20 protein-coding genes and 4 tRNA genes are annotated in these 17,814 nt (G+C 51.7%); 5 read left to right on the forward strand and 19 right to left on the reverse strand.

Annotated elements, in window-relative coordinates; genetic code table 11:
* Nucleotides 1–130 precede the first annotated feature (130 nt).
* The 8 genes from LGV68_RS10325 to mutY all read right to left on the reverse strand — a co-directional run bounded on the left by LGV68_RS10325 (nt 131) and on the right by mutY (nt 5,196).
* Nucleotides 131–1,756, reverse strand: coding sequence for a methyl-accepting chemotaxis protein (locus tag LGV68_RS10325; RefSeq protein ID WP_024374832.1), 1,626 nt, complete (start codon nt 1,754–1,756; stop codon nt 131–133).
* A gap of 346 nt (nt 1,757–2,102) precedes the next feature.
* Nucleotides 2,103–2,178, reverse strand: a tRNA-Asn gene (locus LGV68_RS10330).
* 36 nt (nt 2,179–2,214) lie between these two features.
* Nucleotides 2,215–2,290, reverse strand: a tRNA-Phe gene (locus LGV68_RS10335).
* Between the two features lie 7 nt (nt 2,291–2,297).
* A tRNA-Thr gene (locus LGV68_RS10340) sits at nt 2,298–2,373 on the reverse strand.
* A 55-nt stretch (nt 2,374–2,428) separates the two neighbouring features.
* Nucleotides 2,429–2,504, reverse strand: a tRNA-Phe gene (locus LGV68_RS10345).
* 109 nt (nt 2,505–2,613) lie between these two features.
* Nucleotides 2,614–3,741, reverse strand: coding sequence for a membrane-bound lytic murein transglycosylase MltC (gene mltC / locus LGV68_RS10350; RefSeq protein WP_055453057.1), 1,128 nt, complete (start codon nt 3,739–3,741; stop codon nt 2,614–2,616).
* A 104-nt stretch (nt 3,742–3,845) separates the two neighbouring features.
* Nucleotides 3,846–4,118, reverse strand: coding sequence for an oxidative damage protection protein (locus tag LGV68_RS10355; protein ID WP_032080478.1), 273 nt, complete (start codon nt 4,116–4,118; stop codon nt 3,846–3,848).
* A 13-nt stretch (nt 4,119–4,131) separates the two neighbouring features.
* The gene (gene mutY / locus LGV68_RS10360; RefSeq protein WP_158146894.1) at nt 4,132–5,196 is read right to left on the reverse strand and encodes an A/G-specific adenine glycosylase; all 1,065 of its coding nucleotides are present in this window, start codon (nt 5,194–5,196) and stop codon (nt 4,132–4,134) included.
* Nucleotides 5,197–5,483: 287 nt separating this feature from the next.
* Here mutY and trmB point away from each other — a divergent pair, with 287 nt between their 5' ends.
* From trmB to LGV68_RS10375, 3 genes are all read left to right on the forward strand, one after another.
* Nucleotides 5,484–6,203: a tRNA (guanosine(46)-N7)-methyltransferase TrmB gene (gene trmB, locus LGV68_RS10365; RefSeq protein ID WP_024374553.1), complete on the forward strand. Its 720-nt coding sequence runs from the start codon at nt 5,484–5,486 to the stop codon at nt 6,201–6,203.
* 172 nt (nt 6,204–6,375) lie between these two features.
* On the forward strand, nt 6,376–7,296 hold the full coding sequence (gene glsB, locus LGV68_RS10370; RefSeq protein WP_024374554.1) for a glutaminase B: 921 nt from the start codon (nt 6,376–6,378) through the stop codon (nt 7,294–7,296).
* Nucleotides 7,297–7,326: 30 nt separating this feature from the next.
* Entirely contained in the window at nt 7,327–7,962 is a 636-nt protein-coding gene (locus LGV68_RS10375) for a DNA-3-methyladenine glycosylase 2 family protein (protein ID WP_203344997.1), read from the forward strand.
* Here LGV68_RS10375 and hemW read toward each other — a convergent pair.
* Genes hemW through LGV68_RS10410 form a run of 7 tightly spaced genes read right to left on the reverse strand, consistent with a single transcriptional unit; the run spans nt 7,959 to nt 12,706 of the window.
* Nucleotides 7,959–9,131 (reverse strand): radical SAM family heme chaperone HemW, encoded by a 1,173-nt coding sequence (hemW, locus tag LGV68_RS10380; protein WP_252536753.1) that lies wholly within the window; start codon nt 9,129–9,131, stop codon nt 7,959–7,961. The two genes, LGV68_RS10375 and hemW, sit on opposite strands and share 4 nt — an antisense overlap.
* Nucleotides 9,131–9,730: an XTP/dITP diphosphatase gene (locus tag LGV68_RS10385; protein ID WP_024374557.1), complete on the reverse strand. Its 600-nt coding sequence runs from the start codon at nt 9,728–9,730 to the stop codon at nt 9,131–9,133. The genes hemW and LGV68_RS10385 overlap by 1 nt, the downstream gene beginning before the upstream one ends.
* A 23-nt stretch (nt 9,731–9,753) precedes the next feature.
* Nucleotides 9,754–10,185 carry a DUF4426 domain-containing protein gene (locus LGV68_RS10390; RefSeq protein ID WP_024374558.1) on the reverse strand — a complete coding sequence of 144 codons (432 nt, stop codon included), beginning with the start codon at nt 10,183–10,185 and terminating at the stop codon, nt 9,754–9,756.
* A gap of 59 nt (nt 10,186–10,244) precedes the next feature.
* Complete coding sequence (yggU, locus tag LGV68_RS10395) at nt 10,245–10,535, reverse strand: DUF167 family protein YggU (protein WP_024374559.1); 291 nt, start codon at nt 10,533–10,535, stop codon at nt 10,245–10,247.
* Entirely contained in the window at nt 10,535–11,092 is a 558-nt protein-coding gene (locus LGV68_RS10400; RefSeq protein WP_024374560.1) for a YggT family protein, read from the reverse strand. Before LGV68_RS10400 ends, yggU begins: the two co-directional genes overlap by 1 nt.
* Nucleotides 11,093–11,143: 51 nt before the next feature.
* The gene (gene proC / locus LGV68_RS10405) at nt 11,144–11,962 is read right to left on the reverse strand and encodes a pyrroline-5-carboxylate reductase (RefSeq protein ID WP_158142400.1); all 819 of its coding nucleotides are present in this window, start codon (nt 11,960–11,962) and stop codon (nt 11,144–11,146) included.
* A gap of 36 nt (nt 11,963–11,998) precedes the next feature.
* On the reverse strand, nt 11,999–12,706 hold the full coding sequence (locus LGV68_RS10410; RefSeq protein ID WP_154184781.1) for a YggS family pyridoxal phosphate-dependent enzyme: 708 nt from the start codon (nt 12,704–12,706) through the stop codon (nt 11,999–12,001).
* A 25-nt stretch (nt 12,707–12,731) separates the two neighbouring features.
* On the opposite strand from LGV68_RS10410, the gene LGV68_RS10415 reads away from it, so the two are divergent.
* Nucleotides 12,732–13,769, forward strand: a complete 1,038-nt coding sequence (locus LGV68_RS10415; protein WP_024374563.1) for a type IV pilus twitching motility protein PilT — start codon at nt 12,732–12,734, stop codon at nt 13,767–13,769.
* 11 nt (nt 13,770–13,780) lie between these two features.
* Complete coding sequence (locus LGV68_RS10420) at nt 13,781–14,887, forward strand: PilT/PilU family type 4a pilus ATPase (protein WP_055453048.1); 1,107 nt, start codon at nt 13,781–13,783, stop codon at nt 14,885–14,887.
* A 64-nt stretch (nt 14,888–14,951) separates the two neighbouring features.
* On the opposite strand, the gene ruvX is transcribed toward LGV68_RS10420, so the two are convergent.
* From ruvX to rsmE, 4 genes are all read right to left on the reverse strand, one after another.
* Nucleotides 14,952–15,377 carry a Holliday junction resolvase RuvX gene (gene ruvX, locus LGV68_RS10425; RefSeq protein WP_252536696.1) on the reverse strand — a complete coding sequence of 142 codons (426 nt, stop codon included), beginning with the start codon at nt 15,375–15,377 and terminating at the stop codon, nt 14,952–14,954.
* 61 nt (nt 15,378–15,438) lie between these two features.
* Complete coding sequence (locus LGV68_RS10430; protein WP_032080468.1) at nt 15,439–16,002, reverse strand: YqgE/AlgH family protein; 564 nt, start codon at nt 16,000–16,002, stop codon at nt 15,439–15,441.
* Nucleotides 16,003–16,041: 39 nt separating this feature from the next.
* Complete coding sequence (gene gshB, locus LGV68_RS10435; protein ID WP_024374566.1) at nt 16,042–16,998, reverse strand: glutathione synthase; 957 nt, start codon at nt 16,996–16,998, stop codon at nt 16,042–16,044.
* A gap of 12 nt (nt 16,999–17,010) precedes the next feature.
* Nucleotides 17,011–17,742 (reverse strand): 16S rRNA (uracil(1498)-N(3))-methyltransferase, encoded by a 732-nt coding sequence (gene rsmE / locus LGV68_RS10440; RefSeq protein ID WP_032080467.1) that lies wholly within the window; start codon nt 17,740–17,742, stop codon nt 17,011–17,013.
* Between the last annotated feature and the right edge of the window lie 72 nt (nt 17,743–17,814).

Here is a 17,814-nt window from a genome sequence, read left to right on the forward strand (position 1 = left end):
TTTGTTAGAAAATATCGTGTAAACAGGCGACAAAAAGGTTTGAAACCCGCGTTGATAGTAAGTCACGCCCCAAATAACACCGCATAAAGCACGTGAAAAAACGGGCTTTATGCGAAGTGGCAGGGTAGGGTTAGGACTTCACTGAGAACTTCGTCACCCATTTCTCGAGATCATGACTCAGATCGCTCAGGGTGCGAGTGCTGTTATGGCTGTCAGACACCACCGTGCTTAACTGCGCGCCGCTCTCTTCGATCATGTTGATACGTAGCGAGATATCATCGCTAACTTGAGTCTGCTCCGCCGCTGCCGTGGCAATTTGATGACTCATGGCAGAAATACTTTCCAGAGCCGACACAATCACCGACAGCGCTTCAGAGGCACTTTGTGATTCCGCTACCGTACTCTGACTGGTTTGCGCGCAGACACTCATGGTGGTGATCGCGTTACGTGAACCCGCCTGAAGGTTTTGGATCATCTGCTGAATTTCTTTGGTACTGGTTTGCGTGCGACCCGCCAGATTACGTACTTCGTCGGCAACCACCGCAAAACCACGGCCTTGTTCGCCAGCTCGCGCTGCTTCAATGGCGGCATTCAGCGCCAGCAGATTTGTTTGTTCGGCGATGTCGCCAATCACATCCAGAACTTTGACGATGTTATTCACATCGTTATCAAGCGCTGCCACCGCTTGGCTGGCGGTATCGAGTTCATTGGCCAGCCCTTGAATATTGGTGACCGTGTTGGTAATTAATTGCTGCGTATGCTGGCTCTGCTTATCCGCTTCGTCAGTATTTCGCGCCGTATCACGCGCCGAGTTCGCCACTTCAGTTGCGGATGACGCCATTTCTGTCATCGCAGTGGCAATCATTGCCGTCGATTGCTGCTGATTTTCAGTCAGGGTGCTCAGCGAACGGGAGCGAGATTCCACCGCAGACAATTCATGACGTAGTGCCTGCATCGATTGATCGAGATTCTGTACCAGTTGTGCCAATGACAGGCTCATCATCTGCACCGCGCCATAAATACTCTCTTTCGGAGCGGAATGGGTAAAGTGTGTCTGGATTTCACCTCGGGCGACAGCCTGAACCGCGTCGCGTACATCATTGGGCTCGCCGCCAAGCAGGGTCAGCATACGGCGAATCGCCACGATCAACGTCGACAAAATGCCTGCTGCAATGCCCAGGCAGAGCAGCAACTGCCACTGAGCGGTAGACCAGAAGCGCGCGTTGGCTTCGTTAAAACCGATACCCGTGCCGACAACCCAGCCCCAGTAAGGAGTCTTTTGAGCGATAGACAGTTTCTCTTCGATCGAACCATCGGCTTGTTTTTGAGTCCAGGTGTATTCAACGATTTGATCACGCTTGTTGCGCAGCACATTCTGGATCAGCTGACCGACACTGTTGCCCTGACCATCTTTGAAATCGTTGAAGCTGGTGCCGTGCAGTTGGGGATCGAGGGGCGTCGCGACGAAATTCATCTTTTCATCCGCCACATACACATACTCATTGTCTTTATAGATGTTATTACGCATCAGGCGGGTGGCGAGCTGTTTAGCATCACTGTCGCTCAGTTTTCCTTCCTGAGCCATCTTCTCCACTTCAGTCAGAATACTGTATGCGCTCTTAAAATGTTCGGTAACACGGGCTTTGTTGTCCATGTTGCTGGCTACGCGCAGTGTCGAAAGGCCGCTAATGCTAAGCGCCAGAAGGGCTGTTAGGATAATTCCTGATAATAAATAAGCTTGTTTTTTTAGTTTCATGAGCAACCTTTTGGCGTCGGCTAAATGAAGTGACGCGAAGTTAGATGACATTTAAATGACAAAATGCATCTTATTGATTGCTGGTAGCGCTGGATATGAGCAAATGGTGAAACTATGATGTTGATTAAATTTTTGTTGCGAAAAAAGTGTTCGAGTTGAAAATGTTGTGAGTCATTGATGCAGAGGAATGAGAAAGAATGGCTGGCTAAGGGGTGGGGGAGGAATGTGTTTTTGAATAAGAGAGGAGGGCAGTGATTTTGCGAGGAGCACGGCGATGAACTTAAAGACCCCTTTGCAACGCGCAGATAAAAGAAAAGCCCAGTCTTTCGACTGAGCTTTCTAAAAGTGGCTCCCCCTGCAAGACTTGAACTTGCGACATACGGATTAACAGTCCGCCGTTCTACCGACTGAACTAAGGGGGAATTATTTGTGCGTTGTAAAACAACTGCACCAAATAATGGTGCCTCGAGGCGGAATCGAACCACCGACACGGGGATTTTCAATCCCCTGCTCTACCGACTGAGCTATCGAGGCAAAAGAATGGTGCCGACTACCGGAATCGAACTGGTGACCTACTGATTACAAGTCAGTTGCTCTACCTACTGAGCTAAGTCGGCGCACTATATTCTTTGCTAAAACTGTTCGTGCTATGCACCAACAATTATCAAATTGTGGTGCCCGGAGGCGGAATCGAACCACCGACACGGGGATTTTCAATCCCCTGCTCTACCGACTGAGCTATCCGGGCAACGGAGCGCTATTAAACGGATTTTCCCTTCTGCCGTCAACCAGTTTTTCTAAAAAAATTCAAAAAACGGTTTGTTTGGCGCTATTTTAAGCAAACTGATTGTTTTTTCTCAACCTGCGTTAAATTCTTTCTTAAATTGGGTCACTTTTTCCAGATAACGGCGTGATTCGGCATTCGGATGTTTTTTGGTTAATGCCCAATAAACTTGGTTCGGTTGCAGCGCATTTAAGTCTCTCATTGCTCGCTGTCGGTCACGACTGAACGTATTTAACACGCCGCCCGTCCCGCCGTTGTAGGCCGAAATCATGCTGTATTCGAGCGAAGTGGGATTTTGCACATCGCGCAGATAGCGATTTTTCAGAATGTAGAAATACGCGGTGCCGGTATCAATGTTGTTTTCCGGGTTAAACAGATATTCCGGTGTCGGCTCTCCGGAACGGTTTTTGACCAGCTTAAAGACATCGCGCCCGGCTGTTTTCGGCACAACCTGCATCAGACCATACGCGTTGGCCCAGCTCACCGCATATGGGTTAAAGCTGCTTTCAGTTTTGATGATCGCATAGATCAAATCTTCCGGAATGCCGTATTTATGCGAAGCGCGCTGCACGATATCGGCGTACTGATAGCTGCGAATCTGAATCTGATCCGCCACCATCGGAATTTCGACGTAATAGGCTTTTTTGAAATCGACTTGCTTCACTTTGAGCTGATTGGCGATCAGATAATCGGCAAAGCGGTTGGCACGCCAGCTCCACTGAATAGGCTGATTTTCCTGATCCACCACCTGACGATAAAGGAATGGCTGGCCTTTGAGTTCGATGTTTTTGGACGAGAACAGATCAACGTGCGCCGGATCGTCGGGCGTGAGCAGGGTAGTGATGATCGCCTCTTTCAAATGGCCTTTAGGATCGGTCGGCGAGACGGTTTCAATGATGATTTTACCGTCGCTGAAGTTGACTTCCGCGCGGCTGAGGTAGTTATCGATGTATTTGACGTAATTGCTTTTGCCAGCAATTTTTACTTCGCGGCTTCCCCAACGTTTCTCGATGTTGCCAGAGAAACTGTTGATCAGTGCATCAAGTGCGGCGGTGTCTTTTTCGAACTGACCAGGCAACTGAGCCAAGTTTTTCGCAAAACGGTTGGTCGGCTCATAGTTGACGTCATAAATACTTTCGACGAATTCACGACTGCAACCCACTAGCAGTATGGCGGCAAAGCAATAGACTAACTTTCTCATGCGCTCCCCGGCGATGGTTGGGTGAGGGGTCAGATACAAAAAAGACATCATACCAGAAGGTGATGATGTCTTTCGTAATAACCTTACCAATAACAGGTGTTCTGTTATTGGCTTGGTGGCGTGTAGCCTTCGATATGAACGTCTTTCCCCTCAAACAAGAAGTTCACCATCTCTTGCTCAAGCAGTTTACGGTGCTCAGGATCCATCATGTTGAGCTTCTTCTCGTTGATCAACATGGTTTGCTTGGTTTGCCATTGCGCCCAGGCTTCTTTCGAGATGTTGTCGAAAATACGCTTGCCCAACTCGCCCGGATAGAGTTGAAAATCCAGGCCATCCGCTTCTTTTTGTAATCGAACACAAAATACAGTGCGGCTCATAATGACTTCCTCTTTAATTTTTTTTCGTGTGAATTTCGTACGGAAGACTTTGCAATAGCTGCTTCACCGGAGCAGCTAAGCCGATTTCTTCAGGTTGGCTTAAGTTATACCAAAGACCTTTGTTGGCTTCCATGATGATGTCGGGTTTGCCGGACAATTCCAGCAAAATCGGTGTAATGTCGAGATGATAGTGACTGAATGTATGGCGAAATGCGATCAGTGGTTTCTGCGACAACACCTGTTTTTCGCCAATGCCACGCTTATCGAGCGCGTATTCAATCGCCGCATCGCTGTGTTCCGGAAAACAGAACAGGCCGCCCCAGATTCCGCTTTGCGGGCGTTGTTCAAGCCACACATCTTCGCCGTGATGCAGCATCACAAACCAGGTCTCTTTGACCGGTTTTTCGCTTTTAGGCTTTTTGCCCGGATAATCGATCGGGTTGCCTTGCTTATTGGCTACGCACATCTCTGCGATTGGGCACAGGGTGCATTTGGGCTTAGATCGGGTACAGATCATCGCGCCCATGTCCATCATCGCCTGGTTGTATTTATCGACATCTGATTGCGGCGTGTTAGCTTCTGCGTGTTGCCACAGCTGATTTTCGACTTTCTTTTGTCCCGGCCAGCCTTCAACCGCAAAGCTGCGCGCCAGAGTACGTTTCACATTCCCATCCAAAATCGCGTGAGGCTGTTTATGCACCGAAGAGAGTACGGCTGCTGCCGTTGAACGGCCAACGCCGGGCAGGGCATTCATTTGCTCAATATCGGTTGGAAACTCGCCCTGATACTGCTCAGCAACGATTTTGGCCGCTTTGTGTAGATTGCGCGCTCGGGCGTAATAACCTAAGCCTGTCCAATAGTGCAGCACTTCATCCTGCTCGGCGCTGGCGAGATCGGTTACGGTAGGGAAACGCTGCATAAATCGTTGGTAGTAAGGGATTACGGTCGCTACCTGAGTCTGTTGCAGCATGATTTCCGACAGCCAGACACTGTATGCGGTTTTGTTCTGCTGCCACGGCAGGTTTTTGCGCCCGTATGCGTCATACCAGGTAAGAATTGCCTTAGCGAAAGGAGTCACAACTTGCTCTATATTGATTGGAATTATGGGGCAAAATTGCACCATAGAATGGCGAGGATGTAAAACATATGATCAAAATCGCCACGCGATTAACATCCTCGTTGAGCAAGGTTCAGAGCGTGGTGAGCGCAGGCAATGAAGTGTGTTTGTTGATGGGATAAGCACTTAGCGCCAACTCACGTTGCTCGGGAGTGGCGTTCGACGACAATAACACTTGCGCCCAAAGCAATTCTTTGGATAATCACAAGCCCTTTGAGTCGAGACTAAAAATTGAACAGGCAATACCAATGACTGAAGTAACCAAAAACGAGTTCACCGAAGACGGCAAAATTGTGCGTAAAATCCGCAGTTTCGTGCGTCGTGAAGGCCGCCTGACGAAAGGTCAGGAAGCAGCGATGAAAGAGTGCTGGCCAACGATGGGAATTGATTATCAGGATGGTCTGCTTGACTGGCAGCAGGTGTTTGGCAACAACAATCCTGTGGTACTGGAAATCGGCTTTGGTATGGGCGCCTCACTGGTTGAAATGGCGAAAAACGCACCCGAGAAAAATTTCTTCGGTATCGAAGTGCACAGCCCGGGCGTGGGTGCTTGTCTGGCGTCTGCCCGTGAAGCAGGTATCACTAACCTGCGCGTAATGTGTCACGATGCAGTGGAAGTGTTTGCCAACATGATTCCAGACAGCAGTCTGGCCACGTTGCAACTGTTTTTCCCTGACCCATGGCATAAGAAACGTCACCATAAGCGTCGCATCGTTCAGCTTGAGTTTGCTGAAATGGTACGCCAGAAGCTTATGCTGGGTGAAGGCGTATTCCACATGGCGACCGACTGGGAAAACTACGCAGAACACATGATCGAAGTGATGAATCAAGCGCCGGGTTTCGAGAACATCGCGCAAGAGGGTGACTTCGTTCCGCGCCCTGAAGAGCGTCCGCTGACTAAGTTTGAACAGCGTGGCCATCGTCTGGGACACGGCGTTTGGGACATCAAATACAAACGCATCAGTTAATACTGGACAAGCCGCGGCCGGGCGGCAGATACTAGCCCGGCACGTAACGTGAACGAAAGCCAACATTGCTGCAATGTTGGCTTTTTTGACTGTATTCCTCAGGAAATCGCCGCGGATATGGCGTGCTCTGCTGGAATAGGGACGATAACAATAAGAAAGTAAAGCCGACACAATGAAACCGACACCAGAATTACTGGCGAGCATATTGGATGAAGTTCGCCCACTGATCGGACAAGGAAAAGTCGCGGATTACATACCGGCACTGGCAGAAGTGCCGAATTATAAACTGGGGATTGCGGTCTACACCAATCAGGGTGAAGTGATCACAGCCGGAGATGCTGAGGAAGGATTTTCCATTCAGTCGATCTCTAAAGCGCTGAGCCTGACGCTCGCCATGGGCTTGTATCAACCGGAAGAACTGTGGAGCCGGGTGGGCAAAGAGCCATCCGGACAAGCGTTCAACTCCTTGATTCAGCTTGAAATGGAGCAGGGCATTCCTCGCAATCCCTTCATCAATGCAGGCGCGATTGTGGTGGCAGATATGCTGCACAGCCGATTATCGGCACCGCGTCAGCGTTTGCTGGAATTTGTGCGCCAACTGTGCGGCGAAGAGCAGATCATCTACGATAAAGTGGTGGCGAACTCGGAAATGCAGCACAGCGACCGCAATGCGGCGATTGCCTATCTGATGCGCTCATTTGGCAACTTTGATAACGAAGTGCTGCCGGTTCTGGCCAACTATTTTCACGCCTGTGCGCTGAAAATGAGTTGTGTCGAGCTGGCGAAAACCTTCAGCTATCTGGCCAACAAAGGTGTGTCTGTGCTGACGCAAGAGCCGGTGATCACGGCCACGCAAAGCAAACAGATTAATGCGCTGCTTGCCACCTGCGGTCTGTATGACGGTGCTGGTGAGTTTGCTTATCGGGTCGGTATGCCGGGCAAATCCGGCGTGGGCGGTGGCATTATCGCCATCGTGCCGGGCGAAATGACCATCGCGGTCTGGTCGCCAGAGCTGGATCCGTCCGGCAACTCGCTGGCAGGCACCAAAGCTCTCGAGCTACTCGCGCAGCGGATCGGTCGCTCTATTTTCTAGGCTCACGACAGGTTGTCAGGGACGGGGATTATGACGAAGGACATGTCACACCAGATTCATCAGACTCTGCTCAACGCGACGCAGCCCTATACGTTGCTCAATCAAGCGATTGCTACCAATGGTGTGCAATCGCTGAACCTGCAACCTGAAGCGCTGTTCTTTCCTTATCTGGCTCGTTCCGTTGCGGGCCAGCAACTCTCCAATCAGGCGGCAAAAACCATCTGGCAACGTGTTGAAGCGCTGCTCAGCGATGATGTGACGCTGTTTGACCTGTTTACCGAACCCAACAGCACGTTACTGCGCCGCTGCGGATTGTCGAATGCTAAAGTGCGTACCATTTGCGGTGTGCGCAGCGCGTTGGCAGACAAGCAGATTGAAACTCATCAACTGGCCATGATGACGGATGAAGAGCTGATTCGCAGTTTGACCCAGTTGTGGGGCATCGGGCCGTGGACGGCCGAAATGACTGCCATTTTTTTCTTTGGCCGCCCCAATGTATGGTCACAAGGTGATGCCTCGTTAAAGCGCGGGCTGGCTTTGTTTGCGGAAAAAGAAAACGCGACCCCAACAGAGCTTCTTGCTGTGGCCGCGCCTTATCATTCCTATTTCGCTCTGCATGTGTGGCAGAGTCTGGATACTGATTTTTTCACGCAAATGGCGGGTTAATCTTCTTCCGCCATAAACGCTGCCAACAGATCGTTCAGAAACAGCTTGCCCTTCTCGGTGATCTGCCAGTGGGTATCATTGTCACTCAGATAACCCTGTTCGATAGTCCAGTCCAACGTGGGTTGAATCACACTGATTGGCAGGCCGGTAGTGGCGCTGAAATCGGCCTTCGGGCACGGTTCAATCAGGCGGAAGCGGTTCATGAAGAACTCAAACGGACGATCCACATCCTCCACCAGTTGTTCGCTGTCGAGGTAAGGCTTCGCCAGGTTCTGGTACGCCGCCAGATAACCGCGCGGGTGTTTGACCTTGGTGGTGCGCACAATGCGTCCGTCAGCAAAACTCAGCTTACCGTGCGAACCACAACCGATACCCAGGTAGTCACCAAAACGCCAGTAGTTGAGATTGTGCTGACACTGATAGCCCGGTTTGCTGTACCCCGAAATCTCATACTGCACATAACCTGCCTCGGTCAGTTTCTGATGGCCGAGATCGAAGATGTCCCACAGCGCATCGTCGTCCGGTAAGGTTGGCGGCTTGAAGTAGAACATGGTGTTCGGTTCAATGGTGAGCTGATACCAAGACAGGTGCGGTGGCGCGAGTTCGATGGCGCGATCGAGATCCGCCAGCGCTTGATCCAACGTCTGATCCGGCAGGCCGTGCATCAGATCGAGGTTAAAGCTGTTTAAGCCAATCTGATGCGCCAGCTTGGCGGCATTGACGGCTTCGTCCCGACCGTGAATACGCCCCAGACGAGAGAGTTTCTCCGGTTCAAAGCTCTGCACCCCAATCGAAATACGCGTCACACCCACGTGGCGATAACCGACAAAGCGCTCGGCTTCGATGGTGCCCGGGTTGGCTTCCATGGTGATCTCGATATCGGGTTTGAACGCGATACGCGCTTCAATTCCGCGCAGTAAGCGGCCGATGCCGTCGGCCGAGATCAGGCTTGGCGTGCCGCCGCCGATGAAGATCGAGTGCAGCAGACGCGGATCGCCCGCCAGCTGGTAGCGCTCGATATCGGTATCGAGATCTTCCAACAGCGCATCAATGTATTCCTCTTCCGGAATGTCGGCTTTGAGAGCATGCGAGTTAAAATCGCAATACGGGCATTTCTGCACGCACCACGGTATGTGTACGTATAGGCTGAGTGCCGGAGGAGTCAACATCACTGCTTTTGCTCTTCAATCGCCTGAAACAGTTTTTTCAGCGCCTGACCGCGGTGCGACAGCTGCTTTTTACGCATCGGTTCAAGCTGAGCCGATGCGCAGTTTTCTTCCGGAACGAAGAAGATCGGATCGTAACCAAAACCGTTGCTGCCGTGTGCTTGTGTCAGGATACGACCTTCCCATTTGCCGTGGCAAACCAGCGGCGTCGGATCGTTCTCATGGCGCATCAGAACCAATACGCAGTGAAAACGTGCGCTGCGCTGCGCTTCTGGCACGTCTTTCATCGCATCGAGCAGCTTTTCCAGGTTTTGTTGATCGGAGGCATCCTCACCCGCGTAACGCGCAGAGTAAACACCTGGTGCGCCGCCAAGGTAATCGACTTCCAGACCGGAGTCATCGGCAATGGCCGGTAAACCCGTTTCTTTGGCCGCGTGGCGCGCTTTGATGATGGCATTTTCGATAAAGGTAGTGCCGGTTTCGGCCACCTCAGAGACATTGAATTCGCTTTGTGCGACCACATCAAAACCAAAATCAGCCAACAGGTCGGCCATTTCACGTACTTTGCCCTGGTTTCCGGTGGCTAATACAATCTTCTTCATCGCACTCTCTTTTCGGTTAAAGGTTACTTCTCAACGTAAAACTTCTGAGTGAATCTCAGCTTTCCAGCGCCTTTGAGGCCTGCGTTGACATCAATATCAAAGCTGAGATCTTCTTCATTGCTGATCGGGAATTCTGCCAGATAGTAAATCGCATTACCTTCTTTGACTTCGCTGAACTCCAGTTCGCGCATGTTGCCGATCAGGTTCTTCACCTGACCCGATAGCTTCGCTTCCACCGCGGGTTTACCCGCAGTGCTGGTATCAAGCACGCTGATGTTGAGCACCGCTGAATAACCATTACGGGTCAGCTTGTAGCTTTTCGCCACCTGCGGCGTCAGAAACGTTGAGTTAAAAGCGGAGTAGTGTACCTCAACATCCTTAATGTTGATCAATTGCTCTGCATTGGCAGGTAACGCGGCACAAGCGAGCAATAGGGCGAGTATCCATTGACGCATGGGTTTTCTCCTTCTTGAAAAAAATATTCCCCACCATATGAGGGCGGGGAACTGGCTATTTAGTCGAGTATGGCTTGAACTTCGGGCGGAATCTGTGCCGGAGTATGGATGCGTATCTGTTTATGACGCCCCAGTTCTCCTTTCTCTATATCGATCAGGCCCTTGGCAACTTTACACTGTTTGGCCAGGTATTTACTGAGATGAGCGTTGGCTTTTCCGTCCACTGGTGGTGCGGTGATCGCCACCTTTAGTTCATCTCCGTGCAACCCCACAATGCTGTCGCGACTGGCTTTGGGTTGAATATAGAGTCGCAGCAGCAGATCGTCCCCTTCAAACCATGCTGCTTTCATTATAGCTGATACCAGATTGGGCCGATGATATCGCCCATCAGGAAGTTGGCAAACTGTAGTGCGATAAACAGCACCAGCACGCTCAGATCAAAGCCACCCATCACCGGAATAATGCGGCGAATTGGTGCCAGCATCGGTTCTGTAAGTTGGTGGAATACGTATTCTACCGGGCTACGACCCTGGCTGACCCAGCTTAGAATCGCACGCAGCAGCAGTACCCAGAACAGCAGGCCACCCGCCGCTTTAACAAGCGACAACAGGCCCAGCAGCAGGAAGTCTGCGCTGAACACAACGCCGCCACGAGAGGCGATCAGGATCAGCGCGACGTATTTTAGAATACACAGCACGTAACCAAACAGCACGGTGGCTAAATCCAGACTGCCGATCGACGGAATCACACGACGTAGTGGGCCAACCACGGGTTGCGTCGCTTTGACCACAAACTGAGAAAATGGGTTGTAGAAATCTGCACGCGCTGCCTGTAGCCAGATTCGCAGAATCACGACCATGATATAAATATCAAACAGGGTGGAGATTAGAAAACTCATTGCATTCATAAGAAGCCCTTACTACATATGGTGGTCACTCAACACTGGGTGACCGTCAGTTTAAAATAATTTTTCCATCTCTTCAGCGCGGCTGACTGCCGCGCGCATCGCTTTGGCCACGATGTCCGTTAACTGATGTTCGTTAAAGGTACGGATGGCTTCTGCGGTGGTGCCGCCTTTCGATGTCACCTGTTCGCGTAGCGTTGACAGTTCGATGTCAGGATTGGCTTGCACCATTTCAGCAGCGCCCAGCGCTGATTGTTGCACCAGCAGGCGCGCGGTCTCTTTATCAAACCCTTGCGCCATCGCTTCGGCTTGCATTGCTTCCATAAACAGGAAGAAGTACGCCGGAGCGCTGCCCGCGGCCGCAATCACGCTGTTGATGCCGGATTCCTGTTCTACCCAGCACACTTTGCCTACCGCAGCCATCAGTTCGGCGGTGAACGCTTTATCGGCTTCAGACACGGATGCGGACGCATACAGCCCGGCCATGCCGCGATTCACCAGTGATGGTGTGTTTGGCATCACGCGCACCAGATTCAGTGTACTGCCAAGCATGGCGTTGAGACGTTCCACCGATACACCTGCGGCGATGGAAATCACCAGCTTATTAGAAAAATCGATCACTTGCAGCGGCTTACATACGTCCGCCATCAACTGAGGTTTGACCGCCAGCACCACCACGTCAGCTTCGCTTGCCGCAGCCAGGTTGTCGCTGGTGGTACGAATGCCATAGTTGTCTTCCAATGGTTTGCGACGCGTCTCTGACGGTGCGGTGGCGATTATGTGTTGCGCCGGGTAGCCGCTGCCCACTAAGCCTGCAATGATGGCGTGCGCCATGTTTCCTGCGCCAATAAAGGCGATGGTTCTCTGTTCCATGATCTCATCCAAATCAAAAATAGGGTTGATGCATTGTTACGAGCGACTGTAGTCACGCTGACCAAAAATCGCCGTACCAATCCGCACAATCGTGCTGCCTGCTTCAATCGCGGCTTCCATGTCGCCACTCATGCCCATCGACAGCGTGTCGATGCCGTCATATTTTTCGGCCAGCCGGTCTTTCAATGCCGCCAGTTGGCGAAATGCCGCAAGTTGCGACGGGTAGTCCGGCACGTTTTCCGGAATGGACATCAATCCTCTTAAAGTGAGGTTTGGCAGGCCGGAAATCAATTCTGCAAGTGTAAATAAATCATTCTCGCTGATGCCGGATTTCGAGGCTTCGCCACTGGTGTTGACTTGAATCAGCACCTGCAGTGGCGGCAAATGAGCGGGGCGCTGCTCACTCAGGCGCTGTGCAATCTTGGCGCGGTCAATGGTGTGCATCCAGTCGAAATGCTCGGCGATCTGCCGGGTTTTATTGGACTGCAGCGGGCCGATGAAGTGCCATTCGAGATCGAGTTCCGGGTGATGCTCGGCAAAAAACTGCACTTTATCGCAGCCTTCCTGCACGTAGTTTTCGCCAAAGGCACGCTGACCTGCCTGTGCCGCTTCGAGAATGGCCTCGACCGGTTTGGTTTTGCTGACAGCCAGAAGTTGCACAGAGCTTCGAGGACGGCCACACTTTTGTTGTGCGTTTTCGATCTGTGAAGTGATATGTTCAAGATTTTGTTGAATACTACTCATAGCCAGACTTTACTAAGGAAAATAGATGGATATCTCTGAGTTACTGGAATTTAGTGTAAAGCATAATGCGTCAGATCTACATCTTTCTGCGGGTGTTCCTCCTATGGTACGCATCGATGGTGAAGTGAGAAAGCTTGGCGTACCTGCGTTTACACACGCTGATGTGCATCGATTAATTTTTGAAATTATGAATGATGCCCAGCGCAGTGAGTACGAAGAAAAGCTGGAAGTGGACTTTTCCTTTGCGTTACCGGACATCGGCCGATTTCGTGTCAACGCTTTCCACCAGTCGCGCGGCGCTTCTGCGGTATTTCGTACCATTCCGACCGTGATCCCGACTCTGGACCAGCTTGAGGCTCCGGAAATTTTCCACAAAATCGCCAATTATGAAAAAGGTTTGGTGCTGGTGACCGGACCGACTGGCTCGGGTAAATCAACCACGCTGGCGGCGATGGTCGATTACATCAACGCAACCCATAACAAGCATGTGCTGACTATCGAAGATCCGATTGAGTTTGTGCACAGTAACAACAAATGCTTGATCAACCAGCGTGAAGTACACCGCGATACCCACAGTTTTAAAAACGCGCTGCGCAGCGCATTGCGTGAAGATCCGGATGTGATTCTGGTCGGTGAGCTGCGCGATCAGGAAACCATCAGCTTAGCGCTGACGGCAGCGGAAACCGGCCACTTGGTGTTCGGCACGCTGCACACCAGTTCGGCGGCGAAAACCATTGACCGCATCATCGATGTGTTCCCGGGCAGCGACAAGGACATGGTACGTTCAATGTTGTCAGAATCGCTGCGTGCGGTGATTGCGCAGAAGCTGCTCAAACGTCTGGGTGGCGGGCGAGTGGCGTGTCATGAAATCATGTTGGCGACGCCTGCTATCCGTAACCTGATTCGCGAAGACAAAGTCGCTCAGATGTATTCGATCATTCAGACTGGCGCCTCCCATGGAATGCAGACTATGGAGCAGCATGCCAAACAGTTGATCGCTCAGGGGCTGGTGGATCCGGCGGAAGTGCAGAAGAAAATTGAACTGGAAATGTCCGCGTTTTAAGAGAGAACACGATGCAACTCGAGGAGTGCCTGCAAGGCATGATGACGCATAAAGCGTCAGATCTATATATTACTGTGGGCGCCCCCGTACTGTACCGGGTCGATGGTGAACTGCGCGCGCAGGGTGAGAAGCTGGATGAAGCGCAGGTCAGCGCGCTGCTGGCTGCGATGATGGATGAAGCGCGCCATGCGGACTATCTGGCGACGCGTGAAGCTAACTTTGCCATCGTGCGTGATTTGGGGCGTTTTCGCGTCAGCGCCTTTTTTCAGCGCGAGCTACCCGGTGCGGTGATTCGCCGCATCGAAACGCAGATTCCGACCTTTGATGAACTCAAACTGCCAGCGGTGCTGAAAGATCTCTCGATTGCCAAACGCGGTTTAGTGCTGGTGGTTGGGGCGACAGGGTCGGGCAAATCGACCACCATGGCCGCGATGACTGGCTATCGCAACACGCACCGCAGCGGGCATATTCTCACCGTCGAAGATCCGATTGAATTTGTCCATGAGCACCAGCGCTGCATCGTGACGCAGCGTGAAGTGGGATTGGACACCGAAAGCTATGAAGTGGCGCTGAAGAACTCGCTACGCCAGGCGCCGGATATGATTTTGATCGGAGAGATCCGCAGCCGTGAAACCATGGAGTACGCAATGACCTTCGCCGAAACCGGTCACTTGTGCATGGCAACTCTGCACGCCAACAACGCCAACCAAGCGCTTGAGCGTATTTTGCATCTGGTGCCGAAAGAGCAGCGTGAACAATTTCTGTTTGACCTGTCGATGAACCTCAAAGGTGTTGTCGGTCAGCAACTGATCCGCGATAAAAACGGCCAGGGACGTCACGGCGTGTTTGAAGTGTTGCTCAACAGTCCACGGGTGTCGGACATCATCCGACGCGGCGATTTGCATGAGCTGAAAAGCACCATGGCGAAATCGAAAGAGGTCGGCATGCAAACCTTTGATCAGGCGTTGTATCAGTTGGTGGTCGAGAACAAGATCAGCGAACAGGATGCGCTGCACTGTGCCGATTCGGCCAACGATCTGCGCTTGATGCTCAAGACTCAGCGGGGCGATGTGAGCAGCAGCGGTTCACTGGATCATGTGCAAATCGACATGGAATAAAAAACAGCCACGGTAGTGGCTGTTTTTCTTTGTGTTCGCAGAGGACGTTGCTGGGGGAACAGGGTTACTCGTTCCACAAGCTCTCAAACCAGCTTTCTAGAATGATGACCGCCGACTGGCAATCGACATTGCCTTTGCTCAATGCCCTATAGCCACCCATCGAGAACAGTTCGGAGCGCGCTTCAGTGGTTGAGAGGCGCTCATCGTGCAGTTCAACCGGCAAACCAAAACGGCCATGCAGGCGCTGGGCAAATTTTTTCGCCCGCGGCGTGATGTTCTCCAGCGCTTTGCCGTGCAGATCGGTTGGCAGGCCAACCACCAACAGATCCGGTTGCCACTCTTTGATCTGTTTTTCAATATCATCCCAATTCGGAATGCCGTCATTGGCTTTGAACGCTTTCAGCGGTGACGCGGTGCCAGTGATCTCCTGACCGATTGCGCTGCCGATACTTTTGGTGCCGAAATCAAACGCCATAATGGTACGTGACATAGGGTGTTTCTCGTGGGTCTAAACGTAAAAATAAACAGCGCTTCGAGAAGCGCTGCTGCAATTAAGCGTGGCCGGACTGGGTCGACAACTGGTGCGGATTAATGCCGAGCTTTTGAATCGCCTTGTTCCATTTTTCGTGGATTGGCGTGTTAAAGATCAGCTCCGGATCGGCTTCAATCGTCAGCCAGGAGTTCTCAGCCAGTTCATCTTCCAGCTGGCCCGGAGACCAGCCAGAGTAGCCAAGGGCGACGATGTATCCGCTTGGTTCTGCTTCGGTGCCGAGTACGGTCAGAATGTCTTTGGACGTGGTGACGGCAATGTCGTCGGTCATACGAATGCTGGATTCGTAATGATCTTTGGGGCGATGCAGAATAAATCCGCGATCTTCCGATACCGGCCCACCGTTGAATACCGGACGTTTCAGGCTGTCTTCGTGTGATTGCGGATAAGCGGGTTCGACTTCCACCTGCTGCAACATGCCGCCGACCGTAATATCGATCGGCGCGTTGATCATCAGCCCCATCGCGCCTTCTTCGTTATGCTCGCAGATGTAGATGACACTGTGCTTGAAGTACGGATCCTTCATGCTGGGCATCGCTACGAGAAAATGGTTCGTCAGATTCATCTTGTCTCCAACCTTCTAGCGTTCAGGAGCTAATGCTCCTTACAGTGACAATGCTTTAATGCGACGCTCGATCGCATCCATGAGTTTGCCAGTGATTGAGATATCGAACGCCGCCTCAATTTCGCGAATACAGGTTGGGCTGGTTACGTTAATCTCAGTCAGTTTATCGCCAATAACGTCGAGGCCAACAAAGATCAAGCCTTTCTCTTTTAGTATCGGAGCGACGGTTTCTGCAATCTTGCGATCCGTCTCGCTCAGTGGACGTGGTTCGCCGCGTCCACCGGCCGCCAGATTACCACGGGTTTCGCCTTGTGCCGGAATACGCGCTAGGCAGTAAGGCATTGGTTCACCATCAACCACCAGAATACGCTTGTCACCATTACTGATGTCTGGGACAAATGTTTGTGCCATGCAGTAATTCTGGCCGTGGTTAGTCAGGGTTTCGATGATCACAGAAACGTTTGGATCGCCTTGTTTGACGCGGAAAATGGATGCGCCACCCATGCCGTCCAGCGGTTTCAGGATCACATCACCATGTTGTTCGCGAAACGCTTTAATTTTCTCTGCTTTGCGGGTCACAATGGTGGTTGGAGTCAGTTCCGGGAACCAAGCGGTGAACAGTTTTTCGTTACAGTCACGCAGGCTCTGCGGTTTGTTTACGATCAGCGCACCATCATCTTCCGCACGTTCCAGGATATAGGTGGCGTAGATGTATTCGGTATCAAACGGAGGATCTTTACGCATCAGTACAGCATCAAGTTCAGACAGCACGATGGTTTGTTCCGATTTGAATTCGTACCAGCCGTTTGGATCTTCTTTCAGTTCGACGACTTTGGTGTCAGCCATGGCGACGCCTTGATCTAAGTGTAGATCATTCATCTCCATGTAATGAATCTCATAACCGCGACGCTGCGCTTCTAGCATCATGGCGAAGCTGGAATCTTTCTTGATGTTAATGGACGAAATCGGGTCCATAACGATACCGAGTTTAATCATTGCTCATCTCCGTTAGCCAAGATCGCCGAAACGAACTTGCAGGGCTGTAATTGCGGTAAGGGCTGCGGTTTCGGTGCGCAGCACGCGAGGGCCTAGCAGCGTCTCTTCAAAGTGGTATTGCTGGGTCATGTCGATCTCTTCTGCCGACAGACCGCCTTCAGGACCAATCAGCAGACGCACTTTGGTCACTGGCTCCGGAAGGGTGTTGATCGAATATTTGGCGCGTGGGTGCAGGTTGAGTTTCAGTGCGTCGGTTTGTTCGGCGCACCACTCTTCCAGCGTCATGATCGGGCGAATTTCAGGCACCACGTTGCGGCCGCATTGCTCGCAGGCACTGATGGCTATCTTCTGCCACTGTTGCAGTTTCTTCTCGAAACGTTTGGCATCGAGCTTCACGCCGCAGCGTTCAGACAGCAGAGGCGTAATGGTATTGACGCCAAGCTCGACGGATTTCTGGATGGTGAATTCCATCTTATCACCGCGCGAAATTACCTGACCCAAATGCAGATGAAGTGGGGATTCAAGGTTAGTTTCGATGCGCTCGGCCAGATCAACCACGACCTGTTTTTTCCCCGCTTCACTGATGATGGCCGGAAACTCCGCGCCGCTGCCGTCAAACACCAACACTTCCTGACCTTCCTGCATACGCAGAACGCGAGCGATATGACCGGCAGCATCTTCGCTTAAAACCAACGGGCCAAGGTGAGTGATAGGTTGCGGATGATAGATACGGGGAACTCGCATGCTGTTTTTCCTGAAATTGCGCTGTTTACTGGCATCTAACATGGATGCTCAAAGTGAAAAAAACAAGGGCGA

Origin of the sequence: Vibrio sp. LQ2, assembly GCF_023920125.1 — a bacterium.
GTDB classification, from domain to species: domain Bacteria; phylum Pseudomonadota; class Gammaproteobacteria; order Enterobacterales; family Vibrionaceae; genus Vibrio; species Vibrio fluvialis.